Origin of the sequence: Pectobacterium sp. S5 (assembly GCF_051707265.1) — a bacterium.
In the GTDB taxonomy this organism is placed as follows: domain Bacteria; phylum Pseudomonadota; class Gammaproteobacteria; order Enterobacterales; family Enterobacteriaceae; genus Pectobacterium; species Pectobacterium polare.
Genome location: NZ_JAULSZ010000001.1, coordinates 437,399 through 453,778, shown reverse-complemented (window position 1 = coordinate 453,778; position 16,380 = coordinate 437,399). Strand labels below are relative to the sequence as shown.

The window sequence follows — 16,380 nt, the reverse complement described above, 5'->3', positions numbered from 1 at the left end:
TATTTTGTATCGGAACGATACATACTACTCCCACGAATCACCCCCTTGAATGGAGGAAGGAACGGATGTTCACCCAACGTAAAAAATGGCTATCGGGTGTTGTTACCGGCTTGCTGATGGCCGCGTCCGTCACCGCATCTGCGGAAGAGAAAACGCTGCATGTTTATAACTGGTCCGACTATATCGCGCCGGACACGTTAGCCAATTTCCAGAAAGAAACCGGCATTAAAGTCGTCTATGACGTGTTTGATTCCAACGAAGTGTTGGAAGGCAAGCTCATGGCGGGCAGTACGGGTTTTGATCTGGTGGTGCCTTCTGCCAGCTTCCTGGAGCGCCAGCTCTCTGCGGGAGTTTTTCAGCCATTAGACAAGAGCAAGTTACCGAATTACAAAAATCTGGATCCTGAGCTGATGAAGCTGATTGCGCAGCACGATCCAGAGAATAAATATGCCCTGCCTTACCTGTGGGCGACCACGGGCATCGGCTATAACGTTGAGAAAGTTAAAGCTGCGCTGGGTGCCGATGCACCGGTTGACAGCTGGGATCTGGTTCTGAAGCCGGAGAACCTGGAAAAACTGAAAAGCTGCGGCGTCTCCTTCCTGGATGCACCGGAAGAGATCTTCGCAACCGTGCTGAACTATCAGGGTAAAGATCCAAACAGCACCAAACCGGGTGATTACACCACGTCTGCGACCGACCTGCTGCTGAAACTGCGTCCGAGCATTCGCTACTTCCATTCATCGCAGTACATCAACGATCTGGCAAACGGCGATATCTGCGTCGCAGTAGGCTGGGCGGGCGATATCCTGCAGGCAGGAAACCGTGCGAAAGAAGCGAAGAACGGGGTGAATATCCAATACAGCATTCCGAAAGAAGGCGCGTTGGCATTCTTTGATGTCCTCGCTATTCCAAAAGATGCTAAAAATCTGGATGAAGCCTATGCGTTTCTGGATTACCTGATGAAACCGGAAGTGATGGCGGGAATCAGTAACCATGTGTATTACGCGAGCGGTAATCTGGCCTCCTTGCCGTTGGTAAACGCAGAGATTCGTAACAACCCAGGCGTTTATCCGCCGGCGGATGTGCGTGCCAAACTGTTTACGCTTAAGGTGCAATCTCCTCAGATTGACCGTACGCGTACGCGTGCATGGACTAAGGTTAAAAGCGGCAAGTAGCCTCTTGGATCTGATAGTGCCCAAGAGCTTGAAGGTTGCTGGTTGCGGCAACCTGATGGATGGGTATAAAACGTGGCAAAGAACAGGCGGATAATCCGCCTGTTCGCGCTCTATATTGTGTCACACTGCTGAATGCAAAAAGCGCCGAATGGCGGCATCTGCGGTGTGGCTTGTTCTGCTTTTGCCGGAGAGCAATGCGAAGTGAATGACGCGATCCCCCGCCCTCAATCAAAACCTCAAAAAGCAGCCACACCGCTGCTGGAAGTGCGTAACCTGACGAAGTCGTTCGACGGTCAGGCCGCCGTTGATGATGTCAGTCTGACTATTTATAAAGGCGAAATTTTTGCGCTGCTGGGGGCATCCGGCTGTGGGAAATCCACGCTGCTGCGTATGCTGGCAGGTTTTGAGCTCCCCACGCAGGGGCAGATTTTTCTGGATGGTCAGGATTTATCATTGGTGCCGCCTTACCAGCGTCCCATCAATATGATGTTCCAGTCTTATGCGCTGTTCCCACACATGACGGTGGAAAAGAATATCGCGTTTGGTCTGAAGCAGGACAAACTGCCGCGTGCAGAAATCAAAGATCGTGTGGAAGAGATGTTGTCGCTGGTGCACATGCAAGAGTTCGCCAATCGTAAACCGCATCAGCTTTCTGGCGGCCAACGCCAGCGTGTTGCGCTGGCTCGTAGTCTGGCGAAGCGCCCTAAACTGCTGCTGCTTGATGAACCGATGGGCGCGCTGGACAAAAAATTGCGCGACCGCATGCAGCTTGAAGTCGTCGATATTCTGGAGCGTGTGGGCGCGACCTGCGTGATGGTGACGCACGATCAGGAAGAAGCCATGACGATGGCAGGCCGTATTGCCATTATGAATCGCGGTAAGTTCGTACAGATTGGCGAGCCGGAAGAGATTTATGAGCATCCGAACACGCGTTTCAGCGCGGAGTTCATCGGCTCAGTCAATATGTTTGAAGGGATCTTGCAGGAACGTCAGGATGATGCGTTGATCATCAAAAGCCCTGGACTCGTGCATCCGCTGAAGGTGGATTCGGATGTCTCGGTGGTCGATGGCGTTCCGGTCTACATCGCGTTGCGTCCAGAGAAAATCATGCTGTGCGAAGACGTTCCAGCCGACGGTTGTAACTTCGCAGTAGGGGAAGTGGTACATATCGCTTATCTGGGCGACCTGTCGATTTACCACGTCAGGCTTAATAGCGGGCAAATCATCAGCGCGCAGTTACAAAATGCCTACCGCTATCGCAAAGGCACACCGACCTGGGGAGATGAGGTTCGGCTGTGTTGGGATGCCGATAGCTGTGTGGTTCTGACGGTGTAGCGAGGAAGAATGTTATGACTTTATTTCCCGAACATAACACGGCGGAACCACCGGGTAAGGCCAGACTCTGGCTCCGTGTACTGATGGCGCGTTGGCGTCAAAAACACGGGCGTAAGCTGGTCATCGCGCTGCCATATCTGTGGCTGCTGCTGCTGTTCATGCTGCCGTTCCTGATCGTGTTCAAAATCAGTCTTGCAGAGATGGCGCGGGCGATCCCGCCGTATACCGATCTGGTCTCGTGGCTGGACGGCAAGCTGGATATTTCCCTGAACCTTGGGAACTACCTGCATTTGTTGGACGATCCGCTGTATTTCGATGCTTATATGCAATCGCTTCAGGTTGCTGCCGTGTCGACGCTGTGCTGCCTGCTTATCGGTTACCCGCTGGCCTGGGCAGTGGTGCACAGTAAACCGTCAACGCGTAATATCCTGTTGTTGCTGGTGATTCTTCCATCGTGGACGTCATTCCTGATTCGCGTCTATGCCTGGATGGGGATTCTGAAAAATAACGGTATCCTGAATAATTTCCTGCTGTGGCTGGGCGTGATCGATGAACCGCTGGTTATTCTGCATACCAATTTGGCGGTGTATATCGGCGTTGTGTATTCCTATCTGCCATTTATGGTGCTGCCGATCTATACCGCGCTGATGCGTCTGGACTATTCATTAGTGGAAGCGTCGTTGGATCTCGGAGCGCGACCGCTGAAAACCTTCTTCAGCGTGATCGTCCCCTTAACGAAAGGTGGAATCATTGCGGGCTCGATGCTGGTCTTTATCCCTGCAGTGGGAGAGTACGTGATTCCAGAACTGCTCGGCGGGCCGGACAGCATCATGATTGGCCGTATTCTGTGGCAGGAATTCTTCAATAACCGCGATTGGCCAGTGGCGTCTGCCGTTGCTGTAGTCATGCTGTTGCTGTTAATTATGCCGATTATCTGGTTCCACAAACATCAGAGCAAAACGGCGGAGGGTGAGGCGTGAATAATTTACCTGTTGTTCGCTCACCGTGGCGTATTGTGATTTTGGTGCTGTGCTTTACGTTCCTCTATGCGCCGATGCTGATGCTGGTGATCTACTCGTTCAACAGCTCCAAGCTGGTGACCGTATGGGCTGGCTGGTCGGCACGCTGGTACGTCGAGCTGTTCCACAATACGGCGATGATCAGCGCGGTGCTCCTGAGCCTGACGATTGCTGCCGCCTCGGCTACGATGGCCGTGATTCTTGGCACGATCGCCGCCGTGGTCATGGTGCGTTTTGGTCGTTTCCGTGGTTCTAATGGTTTTGCCTTTATGCTGACAGCGCCGTTGGTTATGCCAGATGTGATTACCGGCCTGTCGCTGCTGTTGCTCTTTGTGGCATTAGGGCATGCCATTGGCTGGCCAGCGGAAAGAGGAATGCTCACCATCTGGCTGGCTCACGTCACGTTCTGTACCGCGTATGTCACCGTGGTGATCAGCGCGCGACTGCGTGAGCTGGACCGTTCAATTGAAGAAGCGGCAATGGATCTGGGCGCGAACCCGCTCAAGGTGTTCTTCATTATCACAGTGCCGATGATTGCTCCTGCGCTGCTTTCCGGCTGGCTGCTGGCGTTTACGCTGTCGCTGGACGATCTGGTTATCGCTAGCTTCGTGGCAGGGCCCGGCTCGACAACGCTGCCAATGCTGGTGTTCTCCAGCGTCAGAATGGGCGTTAATCCACAAATTAACGCATTGGCTTCCCTGATATTGTTAGTCGTTGGTATTATTGGGTTTATCGCCTGGTGGTTTATGGCGAGGGCAGAAAAGCAGCGCTATCGCGATATGCAAAAAGCGAGACGCGGCTGATTCGATCTCTCACCGTAATTTGTTAGCCTAGCGAAGATGACCAGCAACGCCGCCAGAGTATGGGGGCGTTGCTGTTTTGTATGGCAATCAAGTTTTATATTGGCATCAGACGTTATATTGATGCTGTATTTTTGGCGGGTAAATACCGCATGAAGGGAGAGCGTTGAAATTCTGTATATGAAGAAGGAAATAACACAACGCAAAGTTTATGCCCCGGTGCCTGTGATGGTGGCGGGGATTGCGATTATTGCTACCCGCGTTTTGGGGATTTTGCTGCTTGTATGGGAGCTAGGTTTCAGCGATTTGAGCGGCTGGATTGGCAGCAATGCAGAAGCCTGGGATTCAACACTGGTGCTACTGCTGTCACTGGTTGTCGTCGGTGTTGAAATTCGCTGTGGTTTTGCCGTTTTGGCTGGAGTGAACTGGGGGCGATGGGGTTATGTGGTCTGTCAGGCCGTCGTGGTGTGTTACCTGCTGCTGGCGTCGCTGAGTGAATTTATGCCAGCGATATTCCATATCTCAGGAGAAAACAACGCTGCCGTGCTGCATCAACTTCTGTTGCAAAAGATCCCAGATCTTCTGGTGATTGTTTTACTGTTTCTGCCACGACGCAGTAAGCGTTTTTTTCTGCGTCAGAAATAGACATTTCTCTCTTATGAGCCACTCTGGCTGCAGGCGTCGCCCATAAATCGGCAAAAGGTCGCAGGGTGACGCCGTCAGAGTGATATAATCCTCGCATTCCGTATTATTTTAATAGTTAGATTTTTATGCATTGTGCCCGCTACAGCACGGGAACCTGTCGTTCCTGCCAATGGTTGGAAAAAGCCTACCCGCAGCAATTGTCTGATAAGCAGCAACATCTTGAAGGTTTGCTGCAACCGCATGCCGTGCAGTGCTGGTTGCCCGTGCAGCCTTCTGCCCAGTCTGCCTTTCGTAATAAAGCCAAAATGGTGGTGAGCGGCAGCGTGGAACGCCCGCTGCTGGGAATGCTACATCGTGATGGAACGGCGGTGGATCTCTGCGATTGTCCACTTTATCCCTCCAGCTTCGCACCGATTTTCGACGTGATTAAGGTCTTCATCGCTCGTGCGGGGCTGACGCCTTATAACGTGGCTCGACGCCGCGGGGAGCTGAAATACCTGCTGCTGACGGAAAGTACGCAGCACGGTACATTCATGCTGCGCTTTGTCTTACGCTCGGAAACCAAGCTGCCGCAGCTGCGTGCCGCATTGCCTTGGCTACAGCAGCAGTCGCCACAGCTTGAGGTGATATCCGTCAATATTCAGCCCGTGCATCAGGCGATTATGGAAGGGAAAACGGAGATTATCCTGAGTGACGCTGCCGCGTTGGCTGAACAGTTCAACCAGGTGCCGTTGTATATCCGTCCGCAAAGCTTTTTCCAGACGAACCCTCAGGTGGCAGCCGCGCTGTATGCGACGGCTCGCGATTGGGTAGCAGAGCTGAATATTACCAGTATGTGGGATCTGTTTTGCGGGGTAGGGGGTTTTGGCCTGCACTGTGCATCATCGGAGATGCGTCTGACGGGGATTGAAATCAGCGCCGAGGCGATAGCCTGCGCGCGTCGCTCTGCGGAACAGTTAGGGTTGAAGCAGGTAGAGTTTCAGGCTCTGGATTCAACGCAGTTCGCGACCGCTAAAGCGGAAATTCCTGAGTTGGTACTAGTCAACCCGCCACGCCGTGGTATCGGCAGTGAACTGTGCGCCTACCTGAGCCGCATGGCACCGGACTATATTCTCTATTCCAGCTGTAACGCTGAAAGCATGGCGAAAGACATGACGGAATTGGCGAATTATCGCGCGCTACGCGTACAGCTATTCGACATGTTCCCGCATACGGCACATTACGAAGTGCTGACGTTATTGAAGCGTGAGGATGGCTAAGGCAGAGTCAGGACATCTGAATACTTTACGGTGTTGCCACAGTAGGCGTAAAAAATTGCGCTGAGGTGGGCGTGGCCGCCGGATGAGCGGCATGGACGCCGCGAAAGTCTGCGCCGCGTAAGGAACGCGTCGCAGACGGTCCGAACAGCGGATACGAACGCCGAAGGCACCGCGAAGCGGCGCAATTAACGCCGAAAAGCCAGTGGTCAAGGCGCTGCGGCGTTTGAGCGCGCCTTGTCGGGCGTGTGATGAAATGACAGAAGAATACTGTAATTAACACGCCCGAAACCTTTAAACGACCTAACACGTAATCGTGGAAGCGTTCGATAACGCGGTGCATTCACACCGCGCAGATCGAACCTTATTGCGGGAACCACTTGTCGTTGATGGTTTTATAAGTGCCGTCCGCTTTGATGGCGTCCAGCGCTTTATTCAGTTTCTCCAACAGCGCCTTGTCGTCAGGACGAACGGCGATGCCCAGCCCAGTGCCGAAGTATTCTGCGTCAGTCACATGCTCGCCAACCGTTGCCAGTTCAGGGCTCGCCTTGATCCACTCGTTGACGACAGCGGTATCACCGAATACACCATCAATACGGCCATTTTTCAGATCCAGAACCGCGTTCTGGTAGCTGTCATAAGAGACGGTTTGCACTTCCGGGTGCTTATCATGCATGTACTTCTGGTGCGTCGTGCCGTTTTCCATACCAATGCGTTTGCCCTTCATCGCGGCAAAGTCGCTGAATTTCCCTTTTTGCGCGATAACCACGGCGGAGTTGGCATAGTAAGGCTGCGTGAACGCGACCTGCTTGCTGCGCTCTGGCGTGATGTCCATACCAGAAATCACGGCGTCATAGCGACGGAATTTCAGTGCAGGGATCAGGCTGTCAAACGCCTGATTGGTGAACGTACAGGTCGCCTGCATTTGCTTACACAACGCTTTCGCCAGATCCATATCGAAACCGACGATTTCGTTGCTGGCATCCAGTGATTCAAATGGCGGGTAGGTAGCTGATGATGCAAAACGGATGGTGTCTGCGGCGGTGGCGCTGAAGGCGATTCCTGCCAGTAAGGTGGCGAGCACTAATTTTTTCATTACCTACTCCTGTCTGTTTTTCTTATAAAATAGTTGCGCGGAAATATTCCGACGTCATGGCGATTACCATGCCATTGATTGAATTTATATGCAATTAAAATGATTAATAAGTCGATTTATTGCATGTTTTTACGTCAGCAACGGCCCGTAAGGGGGGCGGCCAGGGATGGCACGCCATAAAAAAAGCAGGCTATCAAAGCCTGCTTTCTAAGTGAATACATGCAATAAGCATTAATTGCGGCGTTCGAATGCCAGCGAGCGCCGTTCAACCCAGCGCATCAGTAGTGTCAGTAACCCATTGACGCACAGGTAGATAATCCCTGCGGCACCAAACACCATCACATCATACGTCCGGCCGTACATCAGCTGGCTGTAGCCCATCACTTCCATCAGCGTGATGGTATAAGCCAGTGAGGTACTCTTAAACACCAACACCACTTCATTTGAATAAGAAGACAGCGCACGTTTAAACGCAAATGGCAGCAAAATACGTAATGTCTGCTTCTGATCCATGCCCAACGCGGCACAGGATTGCCACTGTCCGGCAGGAATCGCTTTTACCGCACCATAGAAAAGCTGCGTAGTATAAGCCGCGCTATTGAGTGCCAGTGCCACCATCGCACACAGCCAAGGCTGTGAAAGCAGATTCCACAGCCAGGGGATTTGCTGGATAGAGGTAAATTGCCCAGGGCCGTAGTAAATCAGGAAGATTTGCACCAGCAGCGGCGTACCGGTAAACAGCGTAATGTAGCCTTTCGCCAACAGCGAGATGACCGGCGTTTTGAGCGTCAGCACCACAGTCAACAGCAGCGATAACACCAGCGCCACGACGATGGAGACCGCCGTTAAGGTCAGGCTGGTATGCAGGCCTTTTACAAGCTCAGGTAAATAAGCGAGCATCAGGAAGGCCTCCGCTCAAAACGCGTGGTGCGCAGTTCAATGCGTTTCAGCACGTACTGACTTAACAACGTAATAATCAAATAGATCGCCGCCGCGACAACGTACCAGGTGAATGGCTCCTGCGTCCGTGTCGCAATGCTTTTGGTTTGCAGCATCAAATCGTTCACGCTGATCAGCGACACCAGCGCGGTATCTTTCAGCAACACCAGCCACTGATTGCCTAATCCTGGCAGGGCGTGACGCCACATTTGCGGCATGATCAGACGGAAAAAGATCGCGGCTTTACTGAGTCCCAGCGCCTGACCCGATTCCCATTGCCCTTGCGGGACGGCTTTCAGTGCGCCGCGCAGCGTTTGGGATGCGTAGGCGGCATACAGCAGCGCCAGCGCAATCACGCCGCACAGGAAGGGGCTGATTTCAAACATGCCGATATCCAGTTTTACCGGAATCTGCACGATGAAGAGATTCAGGGTAAATCCGTCTGCCAGCATCATCAGCAGCTGAGAAGAGCCGAAATAGATGAACAGCACGACCAGAATTTCTGGCAGGCCGCGCAACAGCGTCACGACTGCGGTTCCCGTCCAGCTAACGGCCTTCCAGCGGACAGTTTCCCAAACGGCAAACAGCATCGCCAGCACGAGGCCGAGCACCAGTGCACAAACGGCAAGGCCGACGGTCATCCCGGCGGCGCTTGCAAGAGGTTGAAATTCAATCATTGAGCGTCAGATTACTGCTGGAACCATTTTTTGTAGATGGTCTCGTAAGTGCCATCCTGCTTGATTTTGTTGAGCGCAGTGTCGAATTTTTTCAGCAGCTCATCGTTGTTCTGGCGCACGGCGATGCCCAGACCGACACCGAAGTAACCTTTATCCGTCACTTTCTGACCCACGGTTGCCAGCGCATCGTTCTGCTTCAGCCATTCGTTAACCACAGCGGTGTCACCGAACACGGCATCCAGACGACCATTTTTCAGGTCCAGAACGGCATTCTGGTAGCTGTCGTATGGCACGGTTTTGATATCGCTATGCTTTTCCATCAGGTATTTCTGATGGGTGGTGCCATTTTGTACACCAACGCGTTTGCCTGTCAGCGCGGCGATATCGGCAACTTTCCCTTTCTGAGCAATGAACTGAGCGGAGTTGTCATAGTAAGGCTGGGTGAACGACACCTGCTGCTGACGCTCAGGGGTAATATCCATTCCCGCGATGACAGCTTCGAAACGACGGAATTTCAGGCCGGGGATCAGGCTGTCGAAGGCCTGATTGCTGAACGTACAGGTCGCCTGCATTTCTTTGCACAGCGCATTGGCCAGATCGATATCAAAACCCTGGATCTGGTTATTGGCATCGACAAATTCGAACGGAGGGTAGGAGGCTTCGGTTGCGAAACGGATGGTATCTGCGGCGTTAGCAGAGACGGCACCAACGGCGAATAAGGCTGCAACAATCAATTTTTTCATTATCATTTTCCTGATAGTAATCAATGTGACAAATAACCAGCGAATTCAGGCGTCTGCGGCTGGGTAAAGTGCGTCGCATCCCCTTGTTCAACGATGCGGCCGTTTTCCATATACACCACACGGCTGGCCGTTTTACGGGCAAATTCAACTTCGTGGGTCACAATCACCTGCGTAATGCCAGTTTCTGCCAATTCACGGATGATGTTGACGACCTGAGCGGTAATTTCTGGATCCAGCGCGGCAGTCGGTTCATCAAACAGTAGAACCTGAGGTTCCATCATCAGCGCACGAGCAATCGCGACACGCTGTTGCTGTCCGCCAGAAAGATGAAGAGGGAAGCGATCGGCAAAGTCATTGAGGCGCAGACGCGTCAGCAGCTTGTCCGCCCGCGCTTTCGCCTCTTCCTTACTCAGCCCCAGCACGCGGCAGGGCGCTTCGATCAGGTTCTGCACTACGGTCAGATGCGGCCACAAATTATATTGCTGGAACACCATCCCGACATTCTGACGCAATTCACGGATCGCGCTGTCGGATGGCGTGCGCTGAAAATCAAACTGATTACCGGCGATAGAAAGCTTGCCAGAACGTGGCATTTCCAACAGATTAAGAACGCGTATCAGCGAGCTCTTTCCTGCACCGCTGGGACCGAGAAGAACCAGCGTTTCACCCGCAGGACAATCGAGGGTGATATCAAATAGCGCCTGGTATGTGCCGTAGAAACAGTTAATGCCGTTTAGTTGAATACTCATGCGTAAGAATTGAATAGACATTGATGCGGCGAATGTTAACGTCGGCAGAATAGTTATGCAATCACCGTGGGTTAAAATTTGCCAATAAGCGATTTGTTGGTTAAATAATAGCACAAAATAGTGACTTACGGCTGAGCACGTGCTTTCTCATCGCGATGCCAGCAGAGCCGCGCCCTATATAGCCAATAGCAGTGAAAGGAGACGACATGCAATTATCCACTACGCCGAATCTGGAAGGCTTCACCATTACTGAATATTGTGGCGTCGTGACCGGCGAAGCCATTCTGGGTGCGAACATCTTCCGTGACTTTTTTGCCAGTATCCGCGATGTCGTCGGCGGCCGTTCCGGTGCTTATGAGAAAGAGCTGCGTAAGGCGCGGCAGATTGCGTTCAAAGAGTTACAGGAGCAAGCCGAAGATTTAGGGGCGAATGCCGTGGTAGGTATCGACCTTGACTATGAAACCGTCGGGAAGGACGGCAGCATGCTGATGGTGACCGTTAGCGGCACCGCAGTAAAGGTTCGCCGCTAGTGGCTTATACTCGTCATACTTCAAGTTGCCAGAGACGGTGTGAAAAAGTGGTAGAACAACGATGTTGAAATGGATGGTCTGCATAGCGCTGGGGCTGTTGGCAGGTTGCCAATCAGCCTCTTCGTTGAAAGAACAGAATAATTATGTGCTGGAGACCGCATTGCAGTCGCGAGCGCAGGAGTCTCGCATCCGCTTTTTAGTGATTCATTATACGGCGGAAGACTTTGCCACTTCGCTGAATATTCTGACGGATGATCACGTCAGTGCGCATTATCTGGTTCCAGCACATCCACCTTTGCAGCACGGTAAGCCACTTGCCTGGCAACTGGTGCCGGAATCCCAGGCTGCCTGGCATGCGGGAGCCAGTAGCTGGCGTGGATTTAGTCGGCTGAATAATTCGTCTATTGGCATTGAGATCGAAAACGCGGGCTATCAGCGCACGCTAACCGGCTATACGTGGGAACCGTTTACCGCCTCGCAAATTCAGCTCGTGACCGCGATCGCCCGCGATATCGTTGATCGCTATCAGATTGCGCCGCAGAACGTGGTGGCGCACAGCGATATCGCCCCACAGCGCAAACAAGACCCCGGGCCGCTCTTCCCCTGGAAAGCGCTTGCGCAAGCGGGAGTGGGTGCCTGGCCGGATGCGCAGCGGGTAGCGTTCTATTTGAATGGACGCCAGCCGTTGCAGCCAGTGGATGAAGCAGTTCTGCTGGAAAAGCTGGGGCGCTATGGCTACTCGGTGCAGGACACGATGACTGCGCGTGAGAAGCGGCAGGTGATTGCCGCTTTCCAAATGCATTTCCGCCCCGAGAACTATCAAGGCCAGCCCGATGCGCAGAGTGAAGCGATTGTCGACGCGCTGCTGGAGAAATACGGCAGCCGCTAAATCACTTCCTTCTCTGCCAGTTTCGCAATACGCGCCGCCATACCACGGAAGATAAACAGATGAGCAGGCATCATCAGGAACCAGTAGACCAGCCCGTTGAACCCGGAAGGGTGCCAGCGGGCGCGGACGTCCACGGTTCGGTGAGTGCCTTTGTCCGTGATAGTAAAGTTGAGTTTCCCCAGCCCCGGTGCTTTCATGCCGAATAGCAGCACCAGCTGACGCTGTGGTTTGATCGAGATAACCTTCCAGCCGTCAATCTTGTCGCCCACTTCCAGCGTCGGGCGCTCGGGGCGTCCATAAGTCACGCCGTTACCGCAGAGATCGTCCAGCCGGGCGCGGATGTTCCACAGTGTATTCGCGTAAAAATAGCCTTCCTTCCCGCCGACTTGCTGGATGACCTGCCAGAGCGCCTGACTGGACGCGGGCGTCTCCATCGTATGGCCCGCCTGTTTAGGGTAAAAGCCATAATTCGGCTTCCAGCGCGCGCGCACCTCGGTGTCATCGCCCCAGTCGGCCTGCTGTACGCTCTCCATTTCGCTTTGCAACGTGAGGCGCACGGCGTCATCAAAGCTCATCAGCGTTTGTGGGATTAATGCCTGCAATTCGCGGCCATCGGCCTGTAAGTCGTGTTTTAGCCCCTGAATTAGGGCGCGGGCGATGGAGGGGGGAACCGAGGTCACCAGATGCAAGAACCAGACAGACACCAGATGCGTCGGCATGGGAACGGGAATCAGCAACCGGCGCTTGCCGCTGATCTGAATGAAACGCTCGAACATGGTCTGGTAGCTGATGTATTCGGGGCCTGCGGCATCCATGATGCGGTTTTCTGTCGCGGGGTGCTGTGCGATGCCGATCAGATACACCAGCAGGTTTTCCAGCGCAATAGGGGACGATTTAGAGCGCACCCAGCGCGGCGGCGTCAGTATCGGCAGGTTATAGACCATATCGCGCATGATCTCGAACGCCGCCGAACCGGTCCCGATAATAATGCCCGCACGCAGCTCTGTGACGGGAATACCGCTGCTGCGTAAAACATCTCCCGTGATCTGGCGTGCTTGCATGTGCGGTGAGGTATCGTCTTTCGCCTGAAGCGACCCCAGATAAATAATCTGTTTTACGTTGCTGGAGGTTAGTGCCAGCAGCAGGTTCATGGCGGTTATCCGTTCTCTTGCGACGAAGTCCGCGCCGTCGCCCATGCTGTGCACCAGATAATAGAGTGTTTCCGCGCCCCACAGGCCGTCAGGCAAACTTTCTGGCTTAGCGAGATCAACCTGTTGGCAGTCGACGCCCGGCCAATGCCGTGACGCGAGGGATTCGATATTCCGACCGGCAGCGATGACTCGGTTGCCTTGTTTGCTCAAGCGCTCGGTTAAATGGCGGCCAATGTAGCCAGTTGCGCCCAGAATCAGGATCGGGGCTGAGGGGGATGTCATGTGCCAGTGGCTCCACAGCAAAATATAACCATGGCTTACTATAATCTGGAAAATACAAATCGGGAAAAGACAAATCAGAAAAAGACAAATCGGCAAAAGATGAATGGGGAAAGGGCAAAAGCGATGAAAACTATGGCGTTAATACTCGCCTGAAACCCAGCATCATTTAACATGACCTACCTGCCCGATAGCCGAGGCTACCAGGCAGAAGGGGGTAAAACGTGGGTGTATCAGGCTAGAACGGTGTCGCCTTGCAACTGGCAACTACAGGCCAAAACATAACCCTGTTCGATCTCGGCTGGTGTTAGCGTCATGGTACTGCTGGTGGTGTAGTTACCGGATAGCACGCGGGTTTTACAGCTCCCGCAAACACCGGCGCGGCAGGCGGCGACAACTGGCACCTTATTGGCTTCCAGTGCGGCCAGCAGACTGATGCCTACCGGAACGCGCAGGTTTTTCAGCGGACGGCTGATGGTCAGCGTGAGCTGATCGGTATCTTCATCCAGTGCTTCATCTGCCGGGCGGAACTGTTCTTTGAAGATGCGATTTGAGGCAACGCCAAGCTGCTGACTCAATGTTTCAATCTGGTTCATGTACGGTGCCGGGCCGCAGGTCATCACGGTGCGGCTGGCGATATCCGGCACGTGTTCGACCAGCAGGTCGCCGCTGATACGTCCAGAGAGGAAACCGGGCGTAGCGTCAAACTCTGCCATCAGCGTCAGATGCAACTGCTGCGGATAACGCTGCACCAGATCCTGCCATTCTTTGGCGAAGATCACCTGCAGCGGATTGCGCACGTTGAAAATAACGTGGATATCGGTTTGCGGTTTGTTTGCCAGCAGCCAACGGCACATCGACATAATCGGCGTGACGCCACAGCCTGCCGCCGCCATCAGGTAGCGATCGCTGACCGCGTTGGCGCAGGTAAACTCGCCCTGTGCATCGGACAGCCACAGATAATCACCGACTTTCAGCGTTTGGGTCAGCCAGCGGGAACCGACACCGTCATCCAGCCTTCTGACCGTCAAGGTAATAAAACGGCTGAGGCCCGGTGAAGAAGAAATCGTATAAGCCCGTAGCGTCTCCGCGCTGTTGGCAATGCTGACTAACGCATACTGACCCGGCTGATACGGATAAAAATCATGATTAACCAGTGAAATCGTCCAGACATCAGGCGTTTCCTGAGTAATCGAATGTACCTGCATGCGGTTAGAACACAGCGGTGTCGGCCCAATCTGTAGTGCGGGCATGGTCATAATCAATCTCCATAACAAACGGGTACGGTGAAGCGTGTAAAAATGGCGGCCCATAAGGCAGTGGGCTTAGCGTGAGGCATCAATTCCGACACCTCACGCTGCGTGACGAGGAACGCGCTCCTCCGTCCGCATTGATTCATCAAGCGGCCAGAATGGTGTTCATATCCTGTTCAACGGTGGTAATCGCTCGCATACCGAATTTGTCGTTCAGAATGGCAAGCAGGTTGTCCGTCAGGAAGCCCGGTGCCGTTGGCCCGGTGTAGATATTCTTCACGCCGAGGGACAGCAGGGTGAGCAGGATGACAATCGCTTTCTGTTCAAACCAGGACAGTACCAGACTCAGCGGCAGATCGTTCACGCCACAGCCCAGTTTCTCCGCCAGCTTAACGGCCAGAATAATGGCCGCGTAGGCATCATTACATTGACCGACATCCAGCAGACGTGGCAGGCCTTCCAGCGTACCGAAGTCCAGTTTGTTGAAACGGTATTTACCGCAGGCCAGCGTCATGATCAGGCAATCTTGCGGAACGTTCAGCGTAAAGTCCGTGAAGTAGCTACGTTCTTCACGGCTACCGTCACATCCGCCAACCAGGAAGACGTGGCGCAGTTTTTTCTGTGCAACCAGATCGATGACGGTATCCGCAGCGCTCAACAGCGTTTCACGACCAAATCCGACGGTGATCATGTGCTCGATTTCGCTGTATGGGAAACCAGCCAGACCCTGTGCCTGTTCGATAACCGGGCTGAAATCGTCGCCTTCCAGGTGGTTCACGCCCGGCCAGCCTACGATGCTACGCGTCCAGATGCGGTCGCCGTAGTTGCCCACGTTTGGATCGATAATACAGTTGGAGGTCATGACGATTGCGCCAGGGAATTTGGCAAACTCAGTCTGCTGGTTCTGCCAGCCGCTGCCGTAGTTACCCGCCAGATGCTTGAATTTTTTCAGCTCTGGGTAACCGTGTGCAGGCAGCATTTCACCGTGGGTATAAATATTCACGCCGGTGCCTTCGGTTTGCTCCAGCAGCATGCGCAGATCTTTCAGGTCATGACCTGAAATCAGAATCGCTTTACCCGCAATTGGGCGGACGTTAACGGAGGTCGGCTGTGGATGGCCGTAAGCATGGGTCTCGCCATGGTCAAGGATCGCCATAACGTTGAAGTTCATTTTACCGATGCCCATTGCGTTGTTCAGCAGGGTGTCAACATCGGATGGCTGTGTGCCCAGCCATGCCATGAAGGCATGATATTCGGCATAGATCGCGTTGTCATACTGACCGAGAACGTGGGCGTGCTCCATATAAGCTGCCGCACCTTTCAGACCGTAAAGGTTGAGCATGCGCAAGCCGTGAACGTCGTCACCAACGCTGGCTTTATCGCTGTCCAGCGCAAAATCTGCTGCCTGTTGCAGTAAGGTCGGAATATCGTTACCTGCCAGTTGCAGGGCTGCCATTGGGTGATCGACGGTCACGGTGGCATCGTGCAGACGGCAGCGAACAGCCAGTGACTCACGCAGTGTAATGGCTTCTTGTGCGTAGCCAATAATTCGCTGAGAATCGAAGTTAACGTTGGTCAACGTAGAGAAGAAGGCGCGTGGCGCAAAGCTGTCGACATCGTGATCGATGATATCCAACTCACGGGCTTTCAGCGCCCAGGCAGAAAGCCCTTGCAGCACAGCGACCAGCAGGTCTTGCAGGTCGGAGGTTTCTGCGGTTTTGCCGCACATGCCCTGCGCGTAAGAGCAGCCGTTTCCAACAGGGGTACGAATCGTTTGTTCACATTGCACACAAAACATAATGACTTCCTTTTTTTAAGTTGCATTTTAAATGCTTGTTTAAAGC

The 16,380-nt window shown here is 53.5% G+C and carries 16 protein-coding genes; 8 read left to right on the top strand and 8 right to left on the bottom strand.

All coding sequences use genetic code 11. From position 1 onward, the window contains the following. The first annotated feature begins 65 nt into the window (after positions 1 to 65). The 6 genes from potF to rlmC all read left to right on the top strand — a co-directional run bounded on the left by potF (position 66) and on the right by rlmC (position 6,233). Positions 66 to 1,175 carry a spermidine/putrescine ABC transporter substrate-binding protein PotF gene (gene potF, locus QWJ20_RS02065; RefSeq protein ID WP_010277286.1) on the top strand — a complete coding sequence of 370 codons (1,110 nt, stop codon included), beginning with the start codon at positions 66 to 68 and terminating at the stop codon, positions 1,173 to 1,175. Between the two features lie 201 nt (positions 1,176 to 1,376). Continuing rightward, the gene (gene potG / locus QWJ20_RS02060; protein WP_039275501.1) at positions 1,377 to 2,510 is read left to right on the top strand and encodes a putrescine ABC transporter ATP-binding subunit PotG; all 1,134 of its coding nucleotides are present in this window, start codon (positions 1,377 to 1,379) and stop codon (positions 2,508 to 2,510) included. Between the two features lie 14 nt (positions 2,511 to 2,524). Further along, positions 2,525 to 3,490 (top strand): putrescine ABC transporter permease PotH, encoded by a 966-nt coding sequence (gene potH, locus QWJ20_RS02055; RefSeq protein ID WP_433991723.1) that lies wholly within the window; start codon positions 2,525 to 2,527, stop codon positions 3,488 to 3,490. Further along, a complete protein-coding gene (gene potI / locus QWJ20_RS02050; protein ID WP_010277277.1) occupies positions 3,487 to 4,332 on the top strand; it encodes a putrescine ABC transporter permease PotI in 846 nt (281 codons plus the stop codon). The genes potH and potI overlap by 4 nt, the downstream gene beginning before the upstream one ends. A 189-nt stretch (positions 4,333 to 4,521) precedes the next feature. Beyond that, positions 4,522 to 4,974: a YbjO family protein gene (locus QWJ20_RS02045; protein WP_039509103.1), complete on the top strand. Its 453-nt coding sequence runs from the start codon at positions 4,522 to 4,524 to the stop codon at positions 4,972 to 4,974. A 125-nt stretch (positions 4,975 to 5,099) separates the two neighbouring features. Continuing rightward, entirely contained in the window at positions 5,100 to 6,233 is a 1,134-nt protein-coding gene (gene rlmC, locus QWJ20_RS02040; protein ID WP_433991722.1) for a 23S rRNA (uracil(747)-C(5))-methyltransferase RlmC, read from the top strand. Between the two features lie 361 nt (positions 6,234 to 6,594). Here rlmC and artJ (QWJ20_RS02035) read toward each other — a convergent pair whose 3' ends face one another. From artJ (QWJ20_RS02035) to artP, 5 genes are all read right to left on the bottom strand, one after another. Beyond that, positions 6,595 to 7,326, bottom strand: a complete 732-nt coding sequence (gene artJ, locus QWJ20_RS02035) for an arginine ABC transporter substrate-binding protein (protein WP_010277268.1) — start codon at positions 7,324 to 7,326, stop codon at positions 6,595 to 6,597. Between the two features lie 231 nt (positions 7,327 to 7,557). After that, positions 7,558 to 8,226 (bottom strand): arginine ABC transporter permease ArtM, encoded by a 669-nt coding sequence (artM, locus tag QWJ20_RS02030; RefSeq protein WP_010277266.1) that lies wholly within the window; start codon positions 8,224 to 8,226, stop codon positions 7,558 to 7,560. Next, positions 8,226 to 8,942 carry an arginine ABC transporter permease ArtQ gene (gene artQ, locus QWJ20_RS02025; protein ID WP_010277263.1) on the bottom strand — a complete coding sequence of 239 codons (717 nt, stop codon included), beginning with the start codon at positions 8,940 to 8,942 and terminating at the stop codon, positions 8,226 to 8,228. Before artQ ends, artM begins: the two co-directional genes overlap by 1 nt. Before the next feature lie 11 nt (positions 8,943 to 8,953). After that, positions 8,954 to 9,685, bottom strand: a complete 732-nt coding sequence (gene artJ, locus QWJ20_RS02020; protein WP_433991721.1) for an arginine ABC transporter substrate-binding protein — start codon at positions 9,683 to 9,685, stop codon at positions 8,954 to 8,956. Between the two features lie 20 nt (positions 9,686 to 9,705). Beyond that, entirely contained in the window at positions 9,706 to 10,434 is a 729-nt protein-coding gene (artP, locus tag QWJ20_RS02015; protein WP_280927623.1) for an arginine ABC transporter ATP-binding protein ArtP, read from the bottom strand. Positions 10,435 to 10,640: 206 nt separating this feature from the next. On the opposite strand from artP, the gene QWJ20_RS02010 reads away from it, so the two are divergent. Then, on the top strand, positions 10,641 to 10,964 hold the full coding sequence (locus tag QWJ20_RS02010; RefSeq protein WP_014915058.1) for a heavy metal-binding domain-containing protein: 324 nt from the start codon (positions 10,641 to 10,643) through the stop codon (positions 10,962 to 10,964). 61 nt (positions 10,965 to 11,025) lie between these two features. Continuing rightward, on the top strand, positions 11,026 to 11,853 hold the full coding sequence (locus QWJ20_RS02005) for an N-acetylmuramoyl-L-alanine amidase (protein ID WP_039514593.1): 828 nt from the start codon (positions 11,026 to 11,028) through the stop codon (positions 11,851 to 11,853). Here the strand turns inward: QWJ20_RS02005 and QWJ20_RS02000 are convergent. The 3 genes from QWJ20_RS02000 to hcp all read right to left on the bottom strand — a co-directional run bounded on the left by QWJ20_RS02000 (position 11,850) and on the right by hcp (position 16,334). Next, positions 11,850 to 13,286 carry a DUF2867 domain-containing protein gene (locus tag QWJ20_RS02000; protein ID WP_433991720.1) on the bottom strand — a complete coding sequence of 479 codons (1,437 nt, stop codon included), beginning with the start codon at positions 13,284 to 13,286 and terminating at the stop codon, positions 11,850 to 11,852. The genes QWJ20_RS02005 and QWJ20_RS02000 overlap by 4 nt on opposite strands. 230 nt (positions 13,287 to 13,516) lie before the next feature. Beyond that, on the bottom strand, positions 13,517 to 14,542 hold the full coding sequence (hcr, locus tag QWJ20_RS01995; protein WP_433991719.1) for an NADH oxidoreductase: 1,026 nt from the start codon (positions 14,540 to 14,542) through the stop codon (positions 13,517 to 13,519). Positions 14,543 to 14,681: 139 nt separating this feature from the next. Beyond that, on the bottom strand, positions 14,682 to 16,334 hold the full coding sequence (hcp, locus tag QWJ20_RS01990; protein WP_039287019.1) for a hydroxylamine reductase: 1,653 nt from the start codon (positions 16,332 to 16,334) through the stop codon (positions 14,682 to 14,684). Positions 16,335 to 16,380 lie beyond the last annotated feature (46 nt).

Bases quoted from the DNA above. Each gene is read 5' to 3' on its own strand.
- QWJ20_RS02000 (WP_433991720.1), bottom strand. From the start codon at position 13,286: ATGACATCCCCCTCAGCCCCGATCCTGATTCTGGGCGCAACTGGCTAC.
- QWJ20_RS02005 (WP_039514593.1), top strand. From the start codon at position 11,026: ATGTTGAAATGGATGGTCTGCATAGCGCTGGGGCTGTTGGCAGGTTGC.
- potF (WP_010277286.1), top strand. From the start codon at position 66: ATGTTCACCCAACGTAAAAAATGGCTATCGGGTGTTGTTACCGGCTTG.
- rlmC (WP_433991722.1), top strand. From the start codon at position 5,100: ATGCATTGTGCCCGCTACAGCACGGGAACCTGTCGTTCCTGCCAATGG.
- artJ (WP_010277268.1), bottom strand. From the start codon at position 7,326: ATGAAAAAATTAGTGCTCGCCACCTTACTGGCAGGAATCGCCTTCAGC.
- QWJ20_RS02010 (WP_014915058.1), top strand. From the start codon at position 10,641: ATGCAATTATCCACTACGCCGAATCTGGAAGGCTTCACCATTACTGAA.
- potH (WP_433991723.1), top strand. From the start codon at position 2,525: ATGACTTTATTTCCCGAACATAACACGGCGGAACCACCGGGTAAGGCC.
- hcr (WP_433991719.1), bottom strand. From the start codon at position 14,542: ATGACCATGCCCGCACTACAGATTGGGCCGACACCGCTGTGTTCTAAC.
- artP (WP_280927623.1), bottom strand. From the start codon at position 10,434: ATGAGTATTCAACTAAACGGCATTAACTGTTTCTACGGCACATACCAG.
- artQ (WP_010277263.1), bottom strand. From the start codon at position 8,942: ATGATTGAATTTCAACCTCTTGCAAGCGCCGCCGGGATGACCGTCGGC.
- artM (WP_010277266.1), bottom strand. From the start codon at position 8,226: ATGCTCGCTTATTTACCTGAGCTTGTAAAAGGCCTGCATACCAGCCTG.
- artJ (WP_433991721.1), bottom strand. From the start codon at position 9,685: ATGAAAAAATTGATTGTTGCAGCCTTATTCGCCGTTGGTGCCGTCTCT.
- hcp (WP_039287019.1), bottom strand. From the start codon at position 16,334: ATGTTTTGTGTGCAATGTGAACAAACGATTCGTACCCCTGTTGGAAAC.